At 41.0% G+C, this 25,172-nt stretch carries 15 protein-coding genes; 8 read left to right on the forward strand and 7 right to left on the reverse strand.

Annotated features, from left to right (window positions below; all coding sequences use genetic code 11):
• Window positions 1–503 precede the first annotated feature (503 nt).
• The 3 genes from IM507_RS13765 to pdxA all read right to left on the reverse strand — a co-directional run bounded on the left by IM507_RS13765 (window position 504) and on the right by pdxA (window position 6,330).
• On the reverse strand, window positions 504–3,833 hold the full coding sequence (locus IM507_RS13765; RefSeq protein WP_287637217.1) for a helicase-related protein: 3,330 nt from the start codon (window positions 3,831–3,833) through the stop codon (window positions 504–506).
• Between the two features lie 80 nt (window positions 3,834–3,913).
• Window positions 3,914–5,278 carry an NAD-dependent succinate-semialdehyde dehydrogenase gene (locus IM507_RS13770; protein WP_016515916.1) on the reverse strand — a complete coding sequence of 455 codons (1,365 nt, stop codon included), beginning with the start codon at window positions 5,276–5,278 and terminating at the stop codon, window positions 3,914–3,916.
• Between the two features lie 23 nt (window positions 5,279–5,301).
• Window positions 5,302–6,330 (reverse strand): 4-hydroxythreonine-4-phosphate dehydrogenase PdxA, encoded by a 1,029-nt coding sequence (gene pdxA / locus IM507_RS13775; protein WP_002778231.1) that lies wholly within the window; start codon window positions 6,328–6,330, stop codon window positions 5,302–5,304.
• Window positions 6,331–6,587: 257 nt separating this feature from the next.
• Here pdxA and IM507_RS13780 point away from each other — a divergent pair, with 257 nt between their 5' ends.
• On the forward strand, window positions 6,588–7,877 hold the full coding sequence (locus IM507_RS13780) for an RNA-guided endonuclease InsQ/TnpB family protein (protein WP_123230961.1): 1,290 nt from the start codon (window positions 6,588–6,590) through the stop codon (window positions 7,875–7,877).
• A gap of 114 nt (window positions 7,878–7,991) precedes the next feature.
• The gene (corA, locus tag IM507_RS13785; protein ID WP_002755447.1) at window positions 7,992–9,149 is read left to right on the forward strand and encodes a magnesium/cobalt transporter CorA; all 1,158 of its coding nucleotides are present in this window, start codon (window positions 7,992–7,994) and stop codon (window positions 9,147–9,149) included.
• Between the two features lie 121 nt (window positions 9,150–9,270).
• Here the strand turns inward: corA and IM507_RS13790 are convergent, their stop codons facing one another.
• The 3 genes from IM507_RS13790 to IM507_RS13800 form a co-directional block, all read right to left on the reverse strand.
• A complete protein-coding gene (locus IM507_RS13790) occupies window positions 9,271–10,926 on the reverse strand; it encodes a CHAT domain-containing protein (RefSeq protein ID WP_123230962.1) in 1,656 nt (551 codons plus the stop codon).
• Window positions 10,927–11,107: 181 nt separating this feature from the next.
• Window positions 11,108–12,091 (reverse strand): DNA polymerase III subunit delta, encoded by a 984-nt coding sequence (gene holA, locus IM507_RS13795; RefSeq protein WP_002738836.1) that lies wholly within the window; start codon window positions 12,089–12,091, stop codon window positions 11,108–11,110.
• 177 nt (window positions 12,092–12,268) lie between these two features.
• Window positions 12,269–12,421 (reverse strand): WD40 repeat domain-containing protein, encoded by a 153-nt coding sequence (locus tag IM507_RS13800; protein WP_287231645.1) that lies wholly within the window; start codon window positions 12,419–12,421, stop codon window positions 12,269–12,271.
• 198 nt (window positions 12,422–12,619) lie between these two features.
• Between IM507_RS13800 and IM507_RS13805 the strand changes: the two genes are divergently transcribed.
• The 6 genes from IM507_RS13805 to IM507_RS13830 all read left to right on the forward strand — a co-directional run bounded on the left by IM507_RS13805 (window position 12,620) and on the right by IM507_RS13830 (window position 21,484).
• Complete coding sequence (locus IM507_RS13805) at window positions 12,620–13,534, forward strand: Ycf66 family protein (RefSeq protein ID WP_287637218.1); 915 nt, start codon at window positions 12,620–12,622, stop codon at window positions 13,532–13,534.
• A gap of 298 nt (window positions 13,535–13,832) precedes the next feature.
• On the forward strand, window positions 13,833–14,576 hold the full coding sequence (locus tag IM507_RS13810; RefSeq protein ID WP_123230966.1) for a toll/interleukin-1 receptor domain-containing protein: 744 nt from the start codon (window positions 13,833–13,835) through the stop codon (window positions 14,574–14,576).
• Window positions 14,577–14,648: 72 nt separating this feature from the next.
• Complete coding sequence (locus IM507_RS13815; protein ID WP_123230967.1) at window positions 14,649–16,931, forward strand: hypothetical protein; 2,283 nt, start codon at window positions 14,649–14,651, stop codon at window positions 16,929–16,931.
• Window positions 16,932–16,941: 10 nt separating this feature from the next.
• Window positions 16,942–19,434 carry a coiled-coil domain-containing protein gene (locus IM507_RS13820; protein WP_123230968.1) on the forward strand — a complete coding sequence of 831 codons (2,493 nt, stop codon included), beginning with the start codon at window positions 16,942–16,944 and terminating at the stop codon, window positions 19,432–19,434.
• Between the two features lie 19 nt (window positions 19,435–19,453).
• On the forward strand, window positions 19,454–20,602 hold the full coding sequence (locus IM507_RS13825; RefSeq protein ID WP_123230969.1) for an SH3 domain-containing protein: 1,149 nt from the start codon (window positions 19,454–19,456) through the stop codon (window positions 20,600–20,602).
• A gap of 33 nt (window positions 20,603–20,635) precedes the next feature.
• The gene (locus tag IM507_RS13830) at window positions 20,636–21,484 is read left to right on the forward strand and encodes a M15 family metallopeptidase (protein ID WP_123230970.1); all 849 of its coding nucleotides are present in this window, start codon (window positions 20,636–20,638) and stop codon (window positions 21,482–21,484) included.
• Window positions 21,485–21,793: 309 nt separating this feature from the next.
• Here IM507_RS13830 and IM507_RS13835 read toward each other — a convergent pair whose 3' ends face one another.
• Complete coding sequence (locus IM507_RS13835; RefSeq protein ID WP_123230972.1) at window positions 21,794–25,120, reverse strand: AAA-like domain-containing protein; 3,327 nt, start codon at window positions 25,118–25,120, stop codon at window positions 21,794–21,796.
• Window positions 25,121–25,172 lie beyond the last annotated feature (52 nt).

Consider the following 25,172-nt stretch of genomic DNA (forward strand, 5'->3'; position numbering starts at 1 on the left):
CCCCTAAATCCCCCTTGATAAGGGGGACTTGAATTGGTTTAGATCCCCCTAAATCCCCCTTGATAAGGGGGACTTGAATTGGTTTGATCCCCCTAAATCCCCCTTGATAAGGGGGACTTGAATTGGTTTGATCCCCCTAAATCCCCCTTGATAAGGGGGACTTGAATTGGTTAGATCCCCCTAAATCCCCCTTGATAAGGGGGACTTGAATTGGTTTATATCCCCCTAAATCCCCCTTGATAAGGGGGACTTGAATTGGTTAGATCCCCCTAAATCCCCCTTGATAAGGGGGACTTGAATTAGTTTAGATACCCCTAAATCCCCCTTGAATTGGTTTATATCCCCCTAAATCCCCCTTGATAAGGGGGACTTGAATTGGGTTAGATCCCCCTAAATCCCCCTTGAATTGGGGGACTTGAATTGGTTTGATCCCCCTAAATCCCCCTTGAATTGGGGGACTTGAATTGGTTTGATCCCCCTAAATCCCCCTTGATAAGGGGGACTTAAGAAGGTTGAAATAGACCCAGGGAACAAATAATCTGAGGTTCTTGGGTGGATTCTTGTGGGTGAACAATACAGAGACGGTCATCTTTATATAAAGATACCAGTAAGTCTGCCAATTGTCGGTCACTGATGCCGGTTCTTAAACCACGATTTAAGCAATCGAGAGCCGACTGTCTGAGGGGATAATGATACAATTGGTCGAGAGCCTTGCATAAATCCTCATGAGCAAACAGATCATCCTTACTATCTTGAGAATACCTTTTTAAGCGCTCATAGGTCTTAAATTTTGCTCCCGTCAATCGTCCCAATTTAGATCCGGAGTTGTTTTCCTCCTCCGCGATTAATTCTGTACCTTTTTGTACTAACTGATGGTGTTGGGGATGGGGGGGAATGGCCGGGGTTTGGGGATGACAGGCAGCGGACCGTAAAATAGTTAATTGGGATTGAGTCACACTATTTCCCTGCTTATCAATCCATGCTAAAGCATCATTCCCCCCGGCAGTTTTTAGATAAACCATGACTCCCTCTGGATGGGTTGCTGTCCCACGATGGCAACGGGTAGAATAAACCACCGGCGGCAGCTCCTCTATGGTATGTTTTAAACTAGGGTCAACTTCGATCGCATTTTTCCAAATTTGATACGCTTCCGAGGTTAAATCCACTTCTTGATCCTCCTCCTCATCGATAACCTCAGATTTTTCATGATACAGATCTAATAAAGTCTGGTTATCCATCTCCTCCTCAAAAAATACCTCATCGGTCCCCACCACGTCCGCATTCTCTCGCAGTCTTTGAGATAGTCTCGTCCGCAGTTTAATAATTCTCTCCACTCCCTCCGCAGGTAAAAAGGAATAACAGAGAATCTGACTTGCTTTTTGACCGATTCTATCTACCCTTCCGGCCCGTTGAATCAGGCGAATAATTGCCCAGGGTAGGTCATAATTAACGATAATGGCACAATCCTGTAAATTTAACCCTTCACTCAAGATATCCGTCGCAACCAAGACTCGTATTTCTTCCCCCACTTGCTGAGAATTACTGCGGGGACTAAAACGATGGACCATTTCCGCAGGATTAGCAGAGTTTCCCGTCACTCCCGCAATCTTATCCACTCCCCGATTTTGCAACTGAGTGACTAAATAACTGACTGTATCGGCAAATTGGCTAAAAATTAACACCTTTTCTCTGGGATGATTCTCCTCTAACAGCTGCCATAACTTCTCTAGCTTTTCGTCGGTCTCCGGCTGCCAGGTCCCACAGGTTTGCAACAATGCTATTAAAGCCAAGGCATCGGATTTTAGGTCTTTTTTCAATGCGGGTTTAAACACCTCGGGGTTAATCCACTGAAAGCGCTTGCGATAATCACCGCTATACTTTTGATACACTTGTTCGGCTCTTTTTTGATACTCTTTTTCTAACCCGGTTATCCCCCCAGTGTCCTCGGTTTCTATACTTTCATCCTCTCCCTGAGTGACTAAATCCTCATCCAGATAACGAGTGTCTAACAAAGCTGGATCCTGACTCCCGATGGGAAGGGGTAAATTCTTGGCCATGGCATGAAGGAAAATATAGTTACGGAGAATATGACGGTCAAGGGATTGCAGGAAAGCATACCCTCCACTCTCCAAACGTTTAAATAAATTCGTCCGACAAAAACCCATTAATCCTTTACCCGCACGGGATAGACTTTTTAAGATGGTTTCTTCCTCTGCTGTCCCTTGGCATCCTTTAATTAGATAATTTCCCAATCCGTAACGGGGTAACTTCAATCCGTTGAGAGTTATCACCACTGCTTCCGAATATAAACGCGCATAAACCGAGTCTTGTAGGTCAAACTTAATTGTCTTTAGTTGTCGTTGGGGAAGATAAACCCTCGACCCATCAGCAAATTTTAGATACCGACGACCCTGTTCGTCTTCTGTAGCATAATTATTTTCGATAAAACCGCGAGTCCGTCTAATCATATAGAGACGCATTAAGTCTCTCCAGTCGTCGGGAGAGTCACTTTTTTCAAAGGCTGCTAGGGACCTAACCGGAGATTGGTATCTGCGGTTAAATTCGATTTCTCCTCCCAGAGATTCTAGTAGTCTTTCGGGACGAATTCCGAGATTAGTATCCTCTTGAATGAATAAACGCAGTTGATTGGACAGGTCAAGATAGTTTTTATTGTAGGGAGTCGCAGTCAAGAGAATACAGCGACTTTCATTGGTGTTAATGTACTCCTGTATCACCCGATAACGTTTACCCTCCCGATTACGCAGGTTATGACTTTCATCGATAATTACTACCCGATAGCGCCGCAGATTGGGTAACTCCTGCATAACCTGACTTAAGGGGATAATTTTCGCTCTTAATTTGTATTTATAGCTGTAATCCTCCCACATAGTCAGGAGATTTTTCGGACAAATAATTAAGATTTCTAAATCGTAGTCTTCCTGCAAAATATATGCTAGAATGGAAGCGATGCGCGTTTTTCCTAACCCCACCACGTCGCCAATTAGTACCCCACCGCGTCTTTGCACATAACGAGCGGCAATTTTAATGGCCGATTTCTGAAAATCTAGTAAGTCTTGGTCAAACTGTCGGGGAATTTTGTATTCCGCTAAACCGGCTCTCGCTTCAAAGGAAAGATGGTAAGCTATTTTTAAATAGATATGATAGGGAGGAATCAGACTTTCCCTGGCCCAACTTTCGTTAATCACCTTGACAATATCCTCGGATATATCCCAACACCAAGCATCAAACCAACGATCATTAAACCACTTTTGTAATTTGGCACAAGCATCGTGGTCAAGGACATCAATATTTAATTCTCCCTGCTGTTGTAATCCCGCAAAAGTTAGATTACTACTACCCAAAAATCCCACCGTTGGGTTATTGACATCCTGTCGATGAATAAGGTATAATTTAGCATGGAGATTATAGCCCAAAAATAAGCGAATTACTAACTTGCCCGATTGAATTTGTTTTCCCAACCGTTGCAAAGCTGCCTGATCTCGATTACTAGGATTCCCCCAAGTTAATTGTTGGCAAAAATCCTGAATAATTTGTTTTCTTAAACGAGCGCAAGTAGCCTTATCTATATCATTTGAGCGCTTCAATAAAGACAGGGATTGCTGTAGTAATTCCTGGGGTGCTTGCTGCATACCAATCAGCAGACGACAACAGGACAAATCACCCCCGAGAAAGTGATCAATATAGGTATCAATGGACTGCCAACCGCGCAAATTAAAATAACCCACGCAAAAATCAGCGCGTTGGGATGCTAATAAACTTTCGCGTAAAATTGGCAATAAATGGGACTCAATATTATCAATAATACGCGGCATATTTTTATAAAAAGATTAAGTTAATATAAGGCTTTTCTAACTGATAACTGATAACTGATAACTGATAACTGATAACTGAATTACTTAATCCAAACAGTTTTAACGTTGACAAATTCGCGAATACCTTCCACACTTAATTCGCGACCAAAACCGGAACGTTTAATCCCCCCAAAGGGTAAACGAGGATCGGATTTAACCATACCGTTAATAAACACACAACCGGCCTCAATTTCGGTAATTAAACGCTCAATTTCTGCGGGGTTATTTGTCCAAGCACTAGAACCCAAACCAAAGGGACTATCATTAGCTAAAGCGATCGCTTCCTCGATATTTTTGACTCGAAATAGTAAAGCCACCGGTCCAAAAAATTCCTCTTTTTCCCCCGGAGAACCAGCAGGAATATCGGTTAAAATCGTCGGTAGATAGAAGTTACCTTTTCCCTCTAAACGTTGACCCCCCACAAGAACTTTACCACCCATAGCGACGGTTTTTTCCACCTGAGCGGCAATTTCCGAGACGATCGATAGCGTGGCCAAAGGACCAATATCAACAGTTTCATCGAGGGGATCACCAACTTTTAAAGCTTGGAATTTAGCCACTAATAACTGTTCAAATTGATCGGCGACAGTTTCCATAACAATAAACCGTTTGGCAGCGATACAAGTCTGACCATTATTTAACAATCTTGCCGTCACTGCCGTAGCCGCTGCCGCCTCGATATCGGCACTATCTAAAACGATAAAAGGATCACTACCTCCCAACTCCAAAACCACCTTTTTGATCTGTTTTCCTGCGGCGGCTGCTAAACTGATCCCCGCCGGTTCACTACCGGTTAAAGTGGCAGCTTTTACCCGTTCATCGTTAATTAAATCACTAACGCGATCGGCCCCGATCAAAAGAGTTTGAAAAGTGCCTTCGGGAAAACCAGCTTCTAATAAAATTCTTTCCACCGCTAAAGCTGATTGGGGGACATTAGAAGCGTGTTTGAGTAGGCCGACATTTCCGGCCATCAAAGCGGGGGCAGCAAAGCGAAATACTTGCCATAAAGGGAAATTCCAGGGCATAACCGCTAAAATTACCCCTAAAGGTTGATAACGGACGAAACTGCGACTAGCATCGGTGGCAATCAACACATCTTCCAGATAACCGGCGGCATTATCGGCATAAAAACGACAAACCAAGGCACATTTGAGGACTTCTGCGATCGCTGATTTGATCGGTTTCCCCATTTCTAGAGTCATGGTTTTAGCCAATAGCACTTGATCCCGTTCCAAAATATCCGCTGCTTGCCGTAACCACTGTCCTCGTTGACTGATGGGGATCTGGCGATACTGCTGAAAAGTTGTCTCAGCTAGGGCCAATTTCGCCGCCAATTCCTCCGAGGTTAGAGGGGTAAAAGTCTTGAGAATTTCGCCAGTGGCAGGGTTAACTGAAGCGATACCCATATCCAATTGTCTCCTATCGAGCACTATATCTCTAGTTTAGTTCTCTGGTTGTACCGCTGCTGACATAATTCGATCGCTAATTGGATCGCCGCTTGCATACTCTGGGCCCTAGCGATGCCAAGGCCGGCGATATCAAAAGCCGTCCCGTGGTCTGGAGAGGTGCGAACAAAAGGTAAACCGATGGTAGTATTAACAGCACAGTCAAAAGCCATTAATTTCACGGGAATTAGACCCTGATCGTGGTATAATGCCAGATATGCGTCGGCGGTTTGCCCTGCACCGCTAAACCAAGCGCGTCCCGGTTCCACCCAAAGGGTATCGGGGGGGACAGGGCCGATTAATTGGGTTTGCGGGTATTTTTGTCCCATTGACTGCAACCAAGGCTGTAACCAGTCCTTTTCTTCCCTTCCCAGTTTTCCCGCTTCGCCACTGTGGGGATTAAGGCCGGATATGGCGATTTTTGGGCGATCGATGCCGAAATCTAGCTTTAAAGACTCGATCAATAGGTCTAGCTTTCGGGTCATCAGATCGGGGTTAAGAGTATCGGGAACTTCTCGCAGGGGGATATGGGTAGTGGCGAGGAGAGTGCGTAAGTTATAGCCAGTGTGAGGGGATTTAGCGACGAATAGCATCCCATAACGGTTAATTCCCGCCATGGTGGCTAAAACCTCCGTTTGACCGGGGAAATCATAACCGGCCAACTGCCAACAGGATTTGGCAATCGGACCGGTGACAATACCATCAAATTCGCCCTTGAGGGTGCGTTTTATGGCTTCTTGCAGGTAAAGAAAGCTAATTTCACCACTATGGGCATCCCCACGCCCGCAAACGATTTTTTCTTGATTGTAGGGCAAATCGATCAGAGAAAAGCGATCGAGAAGATGGGGATCGTGATAGGCTTTTTCGAGAAGCGTTCTTGTCCCGATTAGAGTAATCTGACAAATAGACGAGATTGGGGAATCGGCGATCGCTTTTAACACCACTTCAGGGCCGATTCCGGCGGGATCACCGACGGGGATAACTAGACGGGGAATAAAAGAGGCGGATTCCATAAATTTTGGCCGTCAATATTGCTAATTCTCCCGATTAATCTCATCGTTGACAATTATCAGGAGGGAATAAATCAGTAAACAATCTTCAGTTTACCTAAAATGTCGGATGAATGCCCCCGCTAAATTTTTTGACAAGACATCAACCTTTGCGGGGGATGAAATCCGACCAGGATATTGACTGCGAAGCACGATTTTAATTCTACCATTTGTAGGTAAACTGTGTTATACTTAATTGATCCAGGGTCGAGGATTAATCAATGCTAGTCGTAGAAGCCAAGTTAAAAAACGGGACACCAGAACAATACCAAAGACTTGATGAAGCAATTAGAACATCTCAGTTTGTGCGTAACTCTTGTGTTCGTTATTGGATGGACAATAAGGGAACAACCCGGAATGATCTTCAAAAGCTTTGTGCGGTACTAGCTAACAATAAAGAGACACCATGGGTTAATAAATTAAACTCTCAAGCTCGTCAATCGGCTGCTGATAGAGCCTGGCAATCAATTAATAGGTTTTACCAGAATTGTCATGCTAAGATACCAGGGAAAAAGGGTTTTCCTAGGTTTAAAAAGCATAGCCGTTCGGTTGAGTATAAACTAACGGGTTACAAACTATCTGATGATAGACGTAAAATCAAGTTCACTGATGGTTTTAAAGCAGGAGAATTTGATTTATGGTGTAGTCAAAAGACCTTAGTTTATTATTCAGAACAACAGATTAAACGGGTAAGAGTTGTGAGACGTGCCGATGGTTATTATTGCCAGTTTTTGATTGACGTAGAACGGCAAGAATACCATAAACCAACGGGACAAATAACAGGAATTGACTTAGGGTTAAAGGAATTTTATACCGACGCTCAAGGCAATATAATAGTAGAGAATCCACGTTATTTAAGAAAGTCAGAAAAACGACTAAAAAAAGCACAACGACGATTATCCAAAAAGTTTCGTAAAGGAAGGAAACAGTCTAAAAACTATCACAAGCAACGGGTAAAGGTTGCCAAGCTTCACCTTAAAGTATCAAGACAACGTAAAGACAAAGCAATTAAAGACGCTTTGGCGTTAGTCCAGTCTAATGATTTGGTAGTCTATGAAGCTTTAAAGGTAAGAAACTTAGTCAAAAACCGTAAACTTGCCAAGTCGATTAGTGATGCTTCTTGGTATCAATTCACTGAATGGTTGAATTATTTTGCCAAGATTTATCGGATTGTTTGTGTTGCTGTACCACCGCATTTCACGACTCAAGATTGTTCAGTTTGTGGGACGAGAGTTCAAAAAACCTTAAGCACTAGAACTCATCAATGTCCCAATTGTAAAACAGTCTTAGATAGGGATCATAATGCAGCAATCAACATTCTTAAAAAAGGGTTGCAATATTTGGGAAATCATCTCAACGGTACTGTTGGGCAAACAGAAACTGACCCAAACGCCTTGGGAGAGTCCGACCTCTGGGTTTTCAGTGGAGACATTGAGAATCTAAGTTGTCTCGTTGAACAAGGAATTTCTAACAGCGATGTGGAAAGAATCCCCCGTCACAGCGTAGCTTGACGGTGGGAGTATGTCAATGTAATCTCATGGCGATAGATAGTAACTTTAGGCAAATTAAATTTTTTAACTTTTCTGTTTTCTTATTGCCCAAACTAGCCAGATTGTTGTAAGCTTATGACCCAACTACAACCGGATATATTCGTTAACCACCGTCCCGATACCGATGGAGACGAGGAAGAAGACTACTTCGATTATTTTTATGATGAACCGGGTAGTGAACCAGGGACATTAATTATCGAACCGGATGCCAAACCCTCGCGGATTATTTTAATTGACTACGATGAAGATAACGCCGTTCGCAAGGTGGATATTACTCCCAATGCTTGCGCCCCCTATATTGGCACAAATACCGTGTCTTGGATGGATATTCAAGGGTTAGGGAGTGAGACGGTTTTAAAACAGGTGGGAGAAATTTTTAATCTGCATCCTTTGTTATTAGAAGATGTGGTTAATGTGCCGCAGCGTCCCAAGTTAGAGGACTATAACAATCAATTGTTAGTGATTTCTCAGATGGTGCGACTGAAAGAAGATGAAAGCGGTTTTGATACGGAACAGGTGAGTTTTGTACTAGGAAAACGCTATCTTTTAAGTTTTCAAGAGGAGGAATTACAGGACTGTTTTGAGATAGTCAGAGATCGAATTCGCACTTCCCAGGGACGAGTACGGAAATCGGGGGCGGATTATTTAACCTATTTATTATTAGACACGATTATCGATGGTTATTTTCCCGTGGTAGAACACTACGAAGATCGGATTGAGGCGTTGGAAGATATGATCATTAGTAATCCCGATCGAGATACCATGCAGGAAATCTATGATGTCCGTCGGGAATTATTGGCACTGCGTCGCTTAATTTGGCCGATGCGAAATGTCCTACATTTACTGATGCGTGACCATCATGGTATAGTCAGCGATGAAGTACAAATTTATTTTCGTGATTCCTACGACCACGTCATTCAAATTCTGGAAATTATCGAAGCTTATCGAGAATTAGCGGCGAGTTTGATGGATGTTTATATGTCCACTATGGGCAATAAATTAAACGAAATTATGAAGTTTTTAACCGTAATTTCGACGATTTTTATTCCCTTAACTTTTATCGTTGGTGTCTATGGCATGAACTTCGAGAATATGCCAGAATTAAAAGGAGAATGGAGTTATTTCCTTGTCTGGTTAGTCATGTTAGCCGTAGCGGGGGGCTTAATTTTCTACTTCTGGCGCAAAGGTTGGTTTAAACCAATTTATTCCCTGAAAGAGGAAGCAAAAACTTAGTTAACGAAGGCAGGAGTCAGGAGACTCCGAGACAGGAGACAGGAGATTATTTCTATTTATTCTTCCCACACCCCACACCCCACACCCCGCCCCGACGACAAACTTTTTCAGCCAACCCTAATTATTCCACCACAAATGCGAGGATTTGGCCTTGGCAACTGCCGAAGCGAATCTGTAAACCGGACTCTAGGGGAACTTCTTGGTTATGTACCTGCTTCCAGTGGCCATCTTGGTAGATAAAAGTACCAAAACGGGAGAAATCTTCGAGAAAGTATTGATAGTCTGGATAATCGGCATTTTTACGGCAAATTATCCGACAATGGTTTTTACTAACCCATTTTTCAGTAATCTGTAGATCATTTTCCATGTCCCGTCCTATATTCATGGCACCACCACGGATTGACCATTTTCTTTCGGGACGATCAAGATAGTATAAGAAAGCGGCGGGCATGGTTCCGGAGATATTGGGCATAACCGTCGGTGATTGAGTCTCATCAAGGGTTTGCAGTAATTGCCCGTCGAATTCCGGGTGCATATAGAGAATCGGCAAAGTCCAAGCGGGTTGATTGTACTTGTAGAGGGTTAATAACTGCTGCCTGGCGATACGAACGGCCTGATCGATAGGGACTCTCGGACCGGGAAACAACTTGGACATCTGCGCTTCTTTGTCTTTGAACCCGAGGAGGCTGCGGGTAAAAATTTCGATAAAACTCAAGGCCTCTCGATCAGCGATCGCATCTCGCATGGCCAAAACTGCGGGAACGCCATGGTGAATCAAGACTTCCGCCAGACTGCTGCGGGGAATCATCTCCTGACCCGATTTAGCGGGATAAGCCCCCCAACAGGCATTAAAAACCGCTAAAATAACTTGATTTCTCACCAAAGCTTGGGCTAACTCCGTCCCGTTTAGCTGTTCCCCCGGCCGCAGAAATAGGGAACCGCCATTGGGGGCGGCGATTCCGTGACCAGCGTAGAAAAAAGCTTTATATTTACCCGTATCCAAGGACTTGGTCAGTTCTTCGGCCCCCGGTCGAATTAGGGTATCGACTTTGACTTTCACTCCCCAATTCTGGAGGGAACCACTGCCCCCAGGGGAGATAGACCGGATGAGATTGGCGGCCTCGGATTCCAGTGCCTGGTCGGGATTAGTTTCTCCATCGGTATTAATGGCGGTGAGGTTGAGGGAACTAGCGGCGGTTTTAATCTGTTTTTCGCCGATAACTAAGAGAATATTGAGACTATTACTCGGTTTTATCGGTGGTAGTGGTTCCACATCGCTGGTGGTCCGGCTAAAGAGTATATTCGGATGCAGAGATATAGCCTGTTTACCCGCTTGCTGCATAATTTCCCAGGGCAGCAGAATTAAATAGGGATTGCGACATTCCAAGCGAATTCGCAGGGGCTGATTTTTGCCGAGAGCGATTCCCTGACTTTGGGCGAAACTTTGACCAATTGATGCTTGAAATAACCATTGCCAGAGACTAATACCTAGTTTCTGCATTAATCGACCTCCATAACTGCCGCCTTCTCCCGAAAGAGTCAGTTTAGGTCGGGGATTTCGCTCTAATTGCTCTAACATCGGCAAGGTCGGCATTTTTTCCAGACAGAACATTTCCTGCCATGCCATCCATTCCGTGGTTAGACTCTCGGTCCATTCACAGTCATGATGCACATATCCCCCCGGTAGGGGTGCTTTCGTCACCCAACGGGCGAAATTATTACTCGTGGCTAAACTAGAGATGGCTAAATTTAGACTAGGGATGGCATCATCGGTCATTGTGGTTCTTGAGAAGTCTCTAGAATCTTATTCTAGAGGATTTCTGAACAGCAAGGAAGAGTATTAAGTAGCTGGTTATAATTAAATCAAAAATAGATTTTAGGTTCGATCCCCCCTGCCCCCCTTGATAAGGGGGGTGCCGATAGGCGGGGGGATCTGAAAGTTTTTAATACCTACCTACTTAAGTCACCAATAAACAACAAAGTTCAATAATTTTTGTTTGCAAAGTTGCCAAAGGTTCTGCACCCCGCTTGAGACGATATTCTAATTCCAGAAGTATGGGCAAGGTTGCGAGAAGTTGCTTAGAAGAAAAGGATTGTATCTCTTTGCGAATGAAATATAGTCGCTTGGGATTGGCAATTTCGGCGGCGGCGGCGATATTTTTCTCGTCTTTTTCTCCTTCTTCAATTTTTAATTTTACTATTGCCCAAGTGCGAAATTGACCCCCTAGGGTGGCGGTGATAGCCAAGGGGTTCTCGTTACGATTTAATAATTCATTGACTAATTCGAGGGCCTTGCCTGTCTCCCGTTTTAAAATCGCACTAGCTAACTGTAGGCTGCTTTGATTGCTGGCATTGACTAAGCTTAAAATGTCCTTTTTGTCAATAGTTCCCGCCGAATTATTTTTAAATAAACGCAGTTTTTCTAACTCCATCCACAACAAGCGGCTGTTATTTCCCACTGATTCTGCTAAGAGTTCGATCGCATCGGGGGTTAATTTTACCCCCACTTCTTTGGCAATTTCCCTAACTCTTTGGGCAATTTCCTCGACTTTCCAAGGCGGAATTAGTTCAAATTCTTTAACCTCTGCCTGATTTTGGATAAACTTGCTCGATTTTAAGCGGGAGTCGGGTTTTTTGGCACTGGTTAATAACAGATAGGAATTTTCGGGTAAATTGGGCAAAGTGCGCTGTAATTCCTTGAAAATATCCTCGGAACATTGTTGACAAATAACCGTATCGGCTAACCAAACTAAACGATTTCCCATACCGAAAACTGGAGTCATCGCTTGATTGAGGGCCTCGATAATTGCCTCATTGCGATCACCATTAATTTTATCATAATTGAACTGTATCCAATTGGGATCAAGAAGTTTTGCTTGCAGATTTTTCACCGCTTGGTTGATAGCAAATTCATCTTCTCCCCAATAAAATATTGTCGGCATGAGTTTCTAATTATAGCAGTTAAGTAGGTAGGTGTTAAAAGTTGTCAGACACCCCTCTGATCAAGGGGGGACTAAGGGGGAATCGGCACCCCCCTTATTAAGGGGGGCAGGGGGGATCAGAAGCGAAATTTATCTTCAATTTAATTATAACTACTTACTTATCTTGAGGTGTCACTATTACCCATTTTGCCAGATTTTTACAGTTTTGTCAGCACTACCAATAATTAAATATTTACCATCGGCACTAATTACTAAAAATAACAGTTTGTCTGTGGGTTGATCAAGAGTTGCTAATTTTGCTTTGCTTGTTAAAGACCAAAACTTAATCATTTGATCCGAAAGCTTGTTTAATCTGATCAGCACAAGCAGCAGAGGATAAACCCAGAATTTCCTAATATTAACGCTGGCTATTCATAAACACAGGTAAAGACTATCTGACTCGATAATTTCCCAAATTAATCAAAAAATAGACTCGATCGACCCCAAATAACGCACAATAAAAAAGGAAATGTCAAAGGAGAATCGCAAATGTTGCCCTATATCCTAGCGGTCGTGGTGGGATTAAGTAGTCTCTACCTCCTCACCACCGCTTTTATCGCCCCCGATCGCCACCGTCAAGATGATTTTCTCTGGAGTGCGGTAGGATTATTCTATGCCCTTGTCCTCTGGTTGTGCGCGGGAAGGATTACAGGCGCTATCCTCCTCGGACAAGCTGCCGCGGCCATATTATTTATTGCTTTTGCTTGGCAAACTCTCAAACTCAGACAAGCACTTTTTTATCCCGACAAACCGGTTAAATTATTTACTATTGTCGGTTGGTTAGGCAATCGTCTGGGGAAAGTTACTCCCTCTCAATCCCCTAAAACTAAAGCTAAAGCTGAGAAAGTAGCAGCAAAAGTTAAAGAAACGGTTAAAGAAACGGTTGATCCCGTTGTCGAAACAGCGGCAGCTATCGGGGAACCTATTACAGAATCAGTGACAGAAATTGCGGAAAAAGCTCAAGAAACGGTTGCCCCCGTTGCCGAAAAAGCCGCAGCTATCGGGGAAACTATTACAGAATCAGTGACAGAAATTGGGGAAAAAGCCGAAGAAATTATTGATGATGATGAAACTTTCGATGATTTCGATGATTTCGATGATTTTGATTTGGCAATAGAAGAGATCAACCCTTCCGAAAATGCCCAAGAAATTCCCCCGACTGAACCTGTCGCAACTGTTGAAGTCGAAACTATTGCCGTTAGCGAAACGGTGATTATTGAAGTTACCGAGGAAGACTTGTCTCCAGAAGAAAATATCGAAAAAGATACTCCCCCAGAAACTCGCTCAAAAAGTGAAGAAAATTCCCCCCCAGAGGAAGATTTGCCCCCAGAAAAAACTATCGGAGAAGATACTCCCCCAGAAACTCGATCGCCAAGCGCAGAAAATCCCCCTCCATCGGATTAAAAGTTAAGACTATTGAGCGGGTAGGTTAGGCAATAATTACCCAAGAAATGGTTCTTCGTTACTTGGTATGGTTTGATAGGGGGGCATAAATCGACTAAATCCTTATCTGGCAAGAGACTTAATTGATTAGTTCGTTCTAGATCGAAAACAATTGACAAAAATTGCCAAATGTCTTTCTATATAAGGGTTACATTTATTATAAACCCCGTCCATTGCATAACACAAACCGAAGAACCTAAAAATAAAAAAATAAAAAGGCTGTGATATAACAGTAAAATCACCAAATGGGAACCTAAAAATGATAGTCTTTATCTCGTATCGCAGGGCTGATAGCGACGACATTGTCGGACGGATTTATGACCGACTGGCGGACAGGTTTGGCCGGGAAGCAATTTTTAAGGATGTCGATGCAATCCCACTGGGAACAGATTTCCGACAGGTTATTGACACAGCAGTTGGCAATTGTCAGGTACTATTGGCTGTAATAGGTCGAGACTGGTTGACTGTCACGGAAAGCGACGGCAGCCGCCGCCTTGACAGTCCCAGAGATTATGTCAGACTAGAGATAGAGTCCGCTCTTGAGCGTGGTATCCCTGTCATTCCCCTGCTGGTTAGGGGAGCAACGATGCCGCAAGCAGCAGATTTGCCCCTAGCGATTAGGGATTTAGCCCATCGCAACGGAATTAGTGTTCGTTCTGACCCTGATTTTAAGGGGGATATGGAGCGGTTAATCCGGGCGATCGAGCAGTTGATTCCGAATGCTGAAGTTTTCAACCCATCTCGAAGAGGATCGAACACTGTACCTCTACCAAATTTCAAACAGGATGAGAAAAAGCGTATTCTGAAAGACATTGAAATATATCAGAAGGAATATAATGGTTTGACAGAAGATATAGATATCGTCGTGGCCAATCTAGAAACGGCAGAAACAAATTTAACCAGAAGAAGGCTTAAAGTTCAGATTAGACTGCTAGAAGAAGAGCGACAACCAGTTGAAGATAAACTGAAACAACTTCAAGCGAAACTAGCTGGTCTTGATTAATTCCTTAGATTTAGTTTTTCTTGTTATTTTAGCCATAACTGACTAGTTATTTTAGACAAAAGGTGATAGTCAATGCCAGAAGAACCCAATCAAAATCCAACATCTGAATCTCAGACATCCCAACTAGCTAAGAGTAATTCTGAACCCAATACTTCAGAAGCAGTCCCTCATGCTGAGACAACAACAAGCCAATCAAATACACCTAATAGTCAGGCTACCGAAAATTCCAGTAACTCGAAAAGTTTTTCTGACTCTCAAACAAAGGAAGATAAGGAAGAACCTACAATCCCGAAATCTCCTCCTAATCGGCTCAAGATAGATAAGAAACAGCGAAAAATCTTGATGATAGGTGCTGGAACAGCCAATCAGATACAATCTCCTATAGGGGATATGAAGCCAGAAGATGCTAAAAACAGAAACATAGGCGACATAGGCGATGGGGGATATTCGGAAGAAAACGAGTTTGATTATATTTCTACAGAATGGCTACAAATTAGGCTAGACATAGTTAAAAAAGAGATTGACACCAAAAATGAAGAAGACAACAATTTAACAGACAGCATAGAATATACTGTAAATGAGTTGATGTCAGCATTGGGTCGAGAAAAATTCACCCTCAAAAGGGTCCAACAAAGATATGAAAAAGAGCGCAAAATCTGTAGAGAACTACGCCAGAATCTTGAAAAGCAATTTCAAAAAATTAAAAAAGAGCTAGAAGATCGGGAGCAGAAAAAGCGGAAGGTAAAAGAAGATTCTGAAAGGACACAATCTATTTCAGCTAATTTCTTATTTAAAAGTGATGATAGCATTATCCATACTATACTATATGTTGCTACTTTCTTTCCCGATCTCAGTCCTAATGAATTTCAATCTGTTGTTTCCTCATTTTTGAGTGGACTAACCACCGAAAAGACCAATCAAAAAAAAGTTATTGAGGAAGATAAAACTCGGATAATTGAGACTTCGGAAGAGCAAAGCTTAGTTGATATTTGGGAGAAAAGTTTTTCTCAACCAGATCAATATCTGGAGAAGTGTTATATCAAAGTTCGTCGTCAAGAAAAATCTTCTCTAGTCATTGACTTTTCTTTGCCGTATTTGAGGAGTGAACTAAAAACTTACTTTCGAGAAGAGCAGCCTTTATATGTAGCCGAAAGATTAAAGAAAGTCCCACAGCTACTGTTTGACAATTCTGAAAATGTGGCAGATAGAGCTATAAACTTGTTGGCTGAAGCTGCTGTTGACTATCCTGATGCTTATGAAGCAGAATGGCTTCTGAGAGTCACAGAAGCAGTTGAAAATATCAATGATGAACGTCTTTTTAAACGGTTGTCAAAATTAATTTATCAGATGCAGACTTGGTTAGATCCATCTAAGTCAGAACAGATGATAACCACATTCTTTGATCGTCTATTATTGGCGGAACGGCACTATGCTTTTGGCATTGTTCTCCACTTGATTTTTAGGCATCTCTGCTCCTCTTGGCTATTTAACAGAATTGAGTTATCACAACAGTTACTAGATTGGTTAAAACAAGTGCTAGACAAAAGTGACCAATTAGATGATAATAAGAAACGAGAAAATATAGATAATGTCTATGCTGTATTAGAAACGCTTTTATGGCAAGAAGAAAAAACGTCTAGTTATATTTACGATCTTCTAGAAATTCTTAAGGATTGGCTACCTGAAAAAGGAATTTCCTCCGAAGATTATTCCTCATCTAATCAAGTAGCGCTATTTCTCTTGGCTACTTATTGCGAACAAACATTATTTGCTCTAGAACCTAATGACTATGGCAAATGGCCTTCTCCCTATCCGTTATTTACAAGTCTTTCCCAGGACATTTCCCAGGACATTTCCCAGGACAGTGAGGACAGTAATTCAGCTTGTAGCCTTAAGTTAAACATTTTAGTCAGTTGGCTTTTCCATTCTGATACTGACACTAACTCTAGTAAAAATCGTGAAAGAAATCTTGCTTTTGGGTCTGTACTCACCATTAAAGCTATAGATTGGATTGGTTTTCTTATAGGCGAATGGTTCGCTATTTTATGTGGACAGAGAAACGACAGTAAGAACAGGTCTGCTTCTGCTGATTCTAGTAAAGATACGCCTAAGCCGTCTGAGGCAGCTGCCGATAATTTAATCCGACAGATAATTTTGCTAAGTGAGCCTTCAGAACAAAAAGGACTAAATGAGTGTTGGGCAAATCTGGCAAATGCTTATCTAGATGAAGCTGAAAAGTGTGCTAACTCTGGTGAAGAGTCACTCAAACAAGAATTGGTATTCAGGCGAAAGCTAGTGAAAGATCTAAGAAAGCGTTTTCAAGCCTTACAAAAAGAAACTTTAGCTGTAAAATAAGGAGACTACAATGAACCAGTCACATATCCTAGATAAAGTTATTAAGGAAATCGATAAAGCTGAGGCATCCAGCCAAGCTAAGATCAAAGACTCCAGAAAAAAAATTGTAATTGTTGATAAAACGGCAAAGACAATCATCACCAAAATACCCTTGTTTAGTGGAAAAAACATAATCTATTATTTAGTAGCTAACAATAATGATGCTACAAATATTGCTGAATGCCAAAAAATACTTGTTGAGATAACAGATTTTGCTCAAAATCGAAAACTTGGTATTTGTGCAGCTTATCGTGCTAGTTGCCCTGCTGGTAATGAGGAGAAAGTTGCTCAATCTCTCTGTGGTGATCATTCTCCTGGAAGTGAACTTGACAGGAAAATTCAAGCATGGATCGCTAAACTTACTGATGATCGAGCCGCTGAATTTATCGATGATTATCCGAACACAGTCAACCAGCTACAGAATGATTTAAAGAGAACTGCTCAAGAAGAAGTCGGCTTAAAGATTGATTTCAGACTGTTTCTCGATCAAGATGAACAACAACTTGATGAATTTGGACAAGAAATATTTGTTCGCGTTTCCGATTGGGATGAAGAACTAGAACTTCAGTTTAAAACTAAACTCATTGTTGCCAATCGATTGAAGGCAAAAGCTAATTTAGGCGATGGTTGGGAAATATCACTGATCAAATTGACTAAACAAGAAATTAATAAATATTTGCTTAAAAGTACGACGATCAGCCAATTCTACTATGAATTAAAGGATACGGTAAGAAATGGATTAGTTTCTCATTTAGATGAGATTCTAAATGAGAAAGGTTGGAAGGTAGGATATCTATACCTCGACAGCAAGAAAGTTGCTTTAGGTGCACTTCCCAAAGAGCTAGTAGAAATTCACCATGCGATTAATTGTACCGTTCAAAAATATAGCAAGCCAGTATCTGTTGAAAATACGCTTCAGATGCTCCCTAAAGATGTCAGGCGCTATATATCAGCCCAATCTCCTAATTTACAAGCTTGGGCTAAGAGCAAACTAGAGAAAATTGTTAAAACTGCGTTGCTTGAGAAAAATTATTCGGATATTTTGGAAAGTTTTGAAAAAGAATCTGAAGAAATTAAAAAAGAAATGCTATCTGAAGCGGATGCAATTGGTTATGCGATTAAGCATATTGTTTCTCTTCCCCAAATGGAGCATACTTATCTCAAAGAAAAAATAGAAATAAAGAATGAGAAAGCAGAATTTTCAACTAATCAATCTGGAATAAAAATAAAATTAACTACTACGGTAACAGCAAAATTTGAGAGTTTTACTAAAATTAAGGACGATCTCAATCAAACAGTTAATCAAATCAAAGAATTAATGCGAGAAACAGTTAATAGTACAACTCGAGAGATTTTGCGTACTGTTGATCCAGAGCGATTTTATATGCGTTTCTATGAACCTGCTCCCGGTGAGAAATCGGTTGAGCAAGAACTAAAAAATGCAGTCAAAAAAGCTTTAGAAGAGCGTTTTGGTGCAATAGTTGGCAGTATAGTTCCTATTCCAGAAGAAACAGAAATCGTTGATTATCTACAAAGATTGATGGGGATGATAGGCTTTTTTGAATGTCAAGTACCTTCCTTGACTGGTGGAGATACTGTTAAATTTCAAGGAGATTTCAAAATTATAAGTGTTGAACAAGGAAGTTGGTACACCTTTCAATCTAGATTTCAGTCTAGGCAGAAGTCGCAGTTACAGTTGCGAGAAGAACTTGATGCTTTGAAAAAGCAACATTCAAAATTAATTGGTATGGGGGATCTAGAAGATAATAGAGAAGAAATTGAAGGAATTAATCAAAGAGTTAACGCCATAGAAAATGAGATTTTTGGACTAGATGATATTAAAAAATCTATTGAAAAAAGTATTAATGCTAAATTAGTAACTGTTGATAGCGAACTTCTCATGTATAGAGATATTCAACACTTATCTACTATGGAACGATACATTAACCAGTGGGCAAAAGAAAGCGTTGTTGAGCAACATGGTCTAGATATTAACATACGTCATCTTACCCGTACTCGTACTAAGCAAGAAGAACATTTGTTTAAAACTCAGCAAGAATTAGAAATAGCTAAAATTAATGAAGCTAAGGAACAACTTGAAGCCAGGAACAAGCAGCGTCAGAAGCTACTTGAAATGTCATCAAGAAGGGAGCAAGCTAAATCTGATGAACTTAACAAACTTTATGAGCGCCGGTTAAAAATTATCGCGGATGCAGATCTAGCAGATCCAGATGAACTAAAATCTTTAGACGAACAAATAGAACATTTGGAGGTAGAAATTCTTAATCCTTCTCTAGAAAAAGTTGAAAGTATTCTGGAATTAATGCAACCGAAAAAAGACAAAGAAAGAGGAATTCTACAATTTGAAGAACAGGTGAGATTGACATCTAGTCAAACTAACCTAGATCTCGATTCTAAAAACAAAACAAATCTGCTCAACAATGATGACAAAAAGACAAGTTAATAACATATAAATTAAAACAATGACTGAAATTCAGGTAATTTTTCAAAGTGGAAATACAGAGCGAACCATTGGGGTTTCACCCAATCAAACTATAGGCGACTTTCGTGAAGCCGCACAGATGCTTTTAGGCTTGCCAGAAAAACCTCCTTGTAAAGTTGTCTTAGAAAGGACAGAAGAAACATTGAGAGATAGCTTAACCTTTGGAGATGTAGAAATCAAACAAAATGATAAGATTATACTGATTTCGCCAACGCCGATAATTCCAACAACTTTAATAACTTCACCCCTCAAATCACAAGATACTCCAGAGACAATCTCTAAAGAAATACCTGATTCCCCAATCTCTCCAGACGACAATACACCTATTCCTGAGCCTCCAACTAAAGACGCTAATTCAGGATTAAAAGATTTGCACAAACCGATAATCACTAGCAGCATTATCCTTGGCATATTTGTCTTAGCTGGTTTAGCATTAAGCAAATATCTACCGAGCTTTTCTACTTTGCCGCCACAATCGACACAAACATCATATCCAACACCAGATGTAACACCAAATTTAACTCAGCCTACTCCAGTTCCTACAACTTTTGCCCCTTCAATTCCTCCTATTTCGCCACCTTCTCCAACTTCATTTCCTCCTCCTCGACAACAACCTAGCACCAGCAATAATACTAATGCCACAATTGTAGGACAACCAGGAAAGAAAAATATTCGCAGGGGGCCTGGTTTAGAATATGCACCAAGACATATTGCCTATCCAGGTGATCGCGTTCAAGTTATCGAATCTGCTAGAAATAGCGATAACTTCACTTGGTATCATATTTATTTTCCCCAATCGGGAGCAGATGGATGGATTGCTGGTAATTTACTTGCTGTTGATGGTCAAACTACTTATCCAAGTCAACCGCAAATCCAACCTCCATCTCAACCTCCACCAAAAGCTTCGTCCAGAGGAACCAATGCTACAGTGAGCGGTACTCCAGGAACTAAAAATATGCGTTCTGGTGCTGGAACTGCTTATGGGGTGGTAGGAACTGTTCGTACAGGCGATCGCCTACAAATTTTGGGCAGTAGCTATGATAGAGGGGGTTATCAGTGGTATAAAGTCTATCATCCTCAGTCTGGTACGACAGGCTGGATTGCTGCTCAATTAATTAGCTCTGACTAGCTCTAGTGTAATTTTTCATCTACTACAACTAATATGAAATCTTTTATTTCAGCTTTTCGATATTTTATTATTCCTATAATTGTTGTAATGGGTGTATCGATTTATTTAGGGTTTAAACAGCCTGCTGAACTGCCAACCACTGCGATAGTTTCTACCTCGCCTTCAGTTTCTTCTACTTCTCTAATTTCTCCTGCTCCTATCCCTAAAAATACTCTAACGCCTCCCTTACAGCGACCTTATCCTTTGGCAAATACATCCAAAGCTTTGCCAGTTCCTTCGCCCAAACAGATGGTTACTGGTGCTGATGATATCTATTCACTATCTTCGCCACCTCCCAATCACACTGTACTTTCACCCCCTAACCAAACTGAAATTCCTTTTCATATAAAATACGAAGAAAATGCTAATGATTTAGTGGAAATTGGTATTTTCTACGAACGTAAAGCATATCTAAATCGAGAAGCGGCAGAGATGTTTAAACAGATGCAATTAGCCGCTCAACAAGAGGGAATTGAGATCATTCCTGTTTCTGGCTTTCGCTCAGTTGCCGATCAAAAAAAGCTGTTTGAGCGACAAATTCAACGCCAAGGAAGCAAGAAAGCAGCCTCTAAACTGAGTGCGCCTCCAGGTTTCAGCGAACATCATACAGGCTATGCTCTCGATGTTGGTGACGGTAAAAGTCCTAATACTGTCCTCAAATTGACATTCGACTCTACTGAAGCCTATCGCTGGCTAGAAGTTCAGGCTGCTCAATATGGCTTTGAACTATCATTTCCGAAAAACAATTTTCAAGGTGTTAGTTATGAACCTTGGCACTGGCGTTTTGTCGGTTCAGCAACAGCTCAAGAAATTTTTAGAGTAGCAAAGACACAAAGACAATGATTATACCTAGACTCTCTCGTTGACAAAAGGTCATTAGATAAAATTCTAGCGTTAAAACCAAAAATGTTGGGTTCTTCGTTACTTGGTATGATTCTATATGGAGACATAAATCGACTAAATCCTGATCTGGCAAGAGATTTAATTGATTAGTTCGCTCCAGATCGCAAACAATTGACAAAAATCGCAGTAATGTCTGTTTCTATAAGGGTTTCATCCCTTATAACCCTGTCCGTTGCATAAGACAAACCGAAGAGATCAAGAAATTAACTAATTAATTTAACCTTCACCCCCCACCCAGTCAAACCAAGTTTAAAATGTGAATGGTTTTATTTTCCCGGTACACAGGGATAGATTTTCTCGTTTTTCGGGACGAGTCCTGAGATAATCTTCTAACCAAAGACAACCTCGATCGAGCAATTTTTGTAGATAATTATATTCTGTTTCTAAGGGCCAGCGATGCTTTTGACCATCCCTAGCAATAATCACAATCTCTTGACCATCAGGACTAAAAGTGATCCCATAGACGATATCTTCTTCTATTTTAAACTCCGAGCGCAAATTTCCGTCCCTGTCCCAGCGTCTAGCTGTACCATCCCTTGAAATAGCGGCGATTTTTTCACCATCGGGACTAAAACTAACTCCATAAACGGGAAAAGAATCGGTTTTAATCTCCTTTAAAAGATTGCCCTGTAAATCCCAAATTTTAATCTTTCCCCGAGTAGCGGTAGCAATTTTTTGATGATCGGGAGAAAACACCAAATCATAGATAATATTATCATCGGCTGTCCAAGAATTAATTAATTGAGGCCGATAATTACCTAAATGCCAGTATTGAACTTTTCCCTCGCTTGTTCCCGTGATTATTGCTGTTCCCTCTCCATTAAAAGCAAGACTATAAATCGGTACTTGACTAGCAGTAAATTCTTGAAGCATTGTTCCTTTTTGGCTCCAGATTTGTACTTTTCCATTTCTTCCTGTAATCGCTATCTGATTACTATCGGGATGAAAAGCTATACTATAGATTGAGCGCATTTTTGTGGCAAATTCTCTAATTTTTTTTCCCTGGGAATCGAGTAAAGTAATTTGACCATCTTTGTTAGCAATAGCGATAATATTGCCCTGGGAATTAATGCTAACGCTGGTATTATCGACCCTAGTTTTATTTAAATTGTTCAGCTGCCAAATTTTAGCCGTTTCATCACTCGATCCAGTTACCACCTGTTTTCCATCTTGACTAAATACAGCAGTAAAAACTGATTCTTGATGTCCTCTGAGAGTAGTTATTTCTTCCCCTTGCATTCCCCAAATTTTAGCACTACCGTCACTAGATGCAGTAATTATAAACTCTCCATCAGGACTAAAATTAACACTGTTGACAAAATCTTGATGTCCCCGGAAAGTAGCTATTAAATTTCCCTGTAAATCCCAGATTTTAGCAGTTTTATCGGCCGCTGCTCCGGCAATTTTTTGACCGTCGGGACTAAAATTAACACTATAAAAAGCCTCAATATTTTCTTGACCTAAACTCAAGATAATTTTACCTGATAAATCCCAGATTTTAATCGTACCATCCCGGGAAGCGGTGGCAATTTTTTGACCATCGGGACTAAAACTAGCTGCATCTATCGATCTTTTATGTCCCTTAAATACCTGTAAAGTTTCACCTGATAAATTCCATAATCTAGCGGTTTTATCCCTGGAAGTGGTGACAATTTTTTGACCATCGGGACTAAAACTAACACTATAAACTGATTCTTGATGGTCAGGATAGGTGACTAAATTTTGCCCTTGCAAGTTCCAAATTTTGGCGGTTTTATCTTCGGAAGCGGTGGCGATTTTTTGACCATCGGGACTAAAACTAACACTATAAACTGCTCCCTGATGACCTGTCAAAGTTTGAATATTCTCACCTTTTTGATTCCAAATTTTTACCGTTCCATCTTGAGAAGCAGTGGCAATTTTTTGACGCTCAGGACTAATACTAACACTATAAATAGTTCCCCGGTGTCCTTGCAGTTGGTTTTTTTCTTGAATACGATCTAAAATTTGTTGCAGGGTAATAATTGGACTGGTAGCGGGATATTTACTCAAGGTTTGCCCATCAGTAACGATATTTTTTAAACTATTGACTGCTTGCATCGCCGCAATTAAAGATTCTAATTGTTCAAATTTAAATTGTTGCCAATCACTATCACCCTTGCGCTGTAGTTGAATACCTAATTGAGCGGTTTCTACTTGCTGCCATGCTTGTTTTACCTGAATAAAAGCTAAGAGAGAACCCAAAAGAGAAGCAATTAAAATTACTGAGCCAATTTTAATTCTTTTCGTAGCTTTTTGGTGAGCAATTGCTAGAATTTTATTAGCTTGTCTCTGAGTTTCTAGACTAATTTCTGCCTCTCTTTTATCGAGATTTTGACTAGCAGTTAAAAACTGATAATCAAGATTACTTAAGCTTTTTCCCTGAGACCAATCGAGGGCATTATTTAAAGCTTTTCCGCGTAAAAGCCGCGATTCATCCGTATAATTAGACCGTTGCCATGCGGCGATCGCTTCTGAGTAGGGACGCAATTGCTCTAATTGTTTTTCTACCCAATTGAGATTAAATATTTCTCGATAAATAGGATTATAAACTACTAATTTATTATCCTTTTTTACCACTAACCCCGATAACCTTAATTCCCCTTGTTCTGGACTATCATCGCAGAGGATTGCCCCCTTTTCTAAAATTTGTTGATAGATGCCTAACAAACGACCCGCTTTGTCTTGATTTCTTAACAAGCGATCGGCAATAGTTCGCAGATGCACTGGTTCATCTTGAGATTCCCAATTATTAATAATTCTTTCTTTGATCAGCGTCTCAATATCTAAATTACTTTCCAGCAATAGCTGACAGATTTTCTGGGTTAAAAATGGCTGTCCTCCCGTCCAAAAAATAATTTTTTCTAAGCAGTCGGGTTGATAATTACTTTGACCGGATAATCCCGCAGCTAGAGGAGCAATTTCTGCAAGATTAAATCCCGTTAATTCGATCGCTTGGCCGATATTAAAAGATGTTTGCGTCTTTTCGCGAATTAAATCTGCTGGGGTAGCCACACCGAATAAAGCAAAAGTAATTCTTTCATACTGGGAATTTTCCGCTCTTTGGTTATAACAATAACGAATCAGGGAAAAAAAGTCATCTAGAGAAAACTGTAAACTGAGAATTTTATCAATCTCGTCAATAAAAATATATATTTTCTCTCCCCGACAATAAACTAATAAAACTTCCTCAATAAATTGTCCCAAACGCTGCACGGGGGGTAAATCCTCTCGCTCGCGCAACCAGGATTTAAGATTAATTTTTCCCGTCAGATTAAATCCTAAAAACAAACGGGTGATCACGCCGTTATACCATTGGGATAAATTATCATTGCTACCAATACTGGTTATATCTACGGACGCGCAATCCCTGCCCAATTGCTGTAAAATATGAGTTACTCGTACCCTTAAACTGGATTTGCCCATCTGACGACAGTTAAAAACGTAGCAAAATTGACCATTTTTCAACGCCGTTAACAGTTCTTGATCGGCATTTCTCTCGATATAGGTAGGATGGTTATAAGCAAGACTACCCCCGACACGATATTGATAATTCATGATTCTTAAACAAAATTATTTCAATGTCACCAAAAGAAATAAAATAGACAAT

This window comes from Microcystis sp. M20BS1, assembly GCF_020245305.1.
GTDB lineage: Bacteria > Cyanobacteriota > Cyanobacteriia > Cyanobacteriales > Microcystaceae > Microcystis > Microcystis ichthyoblabe_A.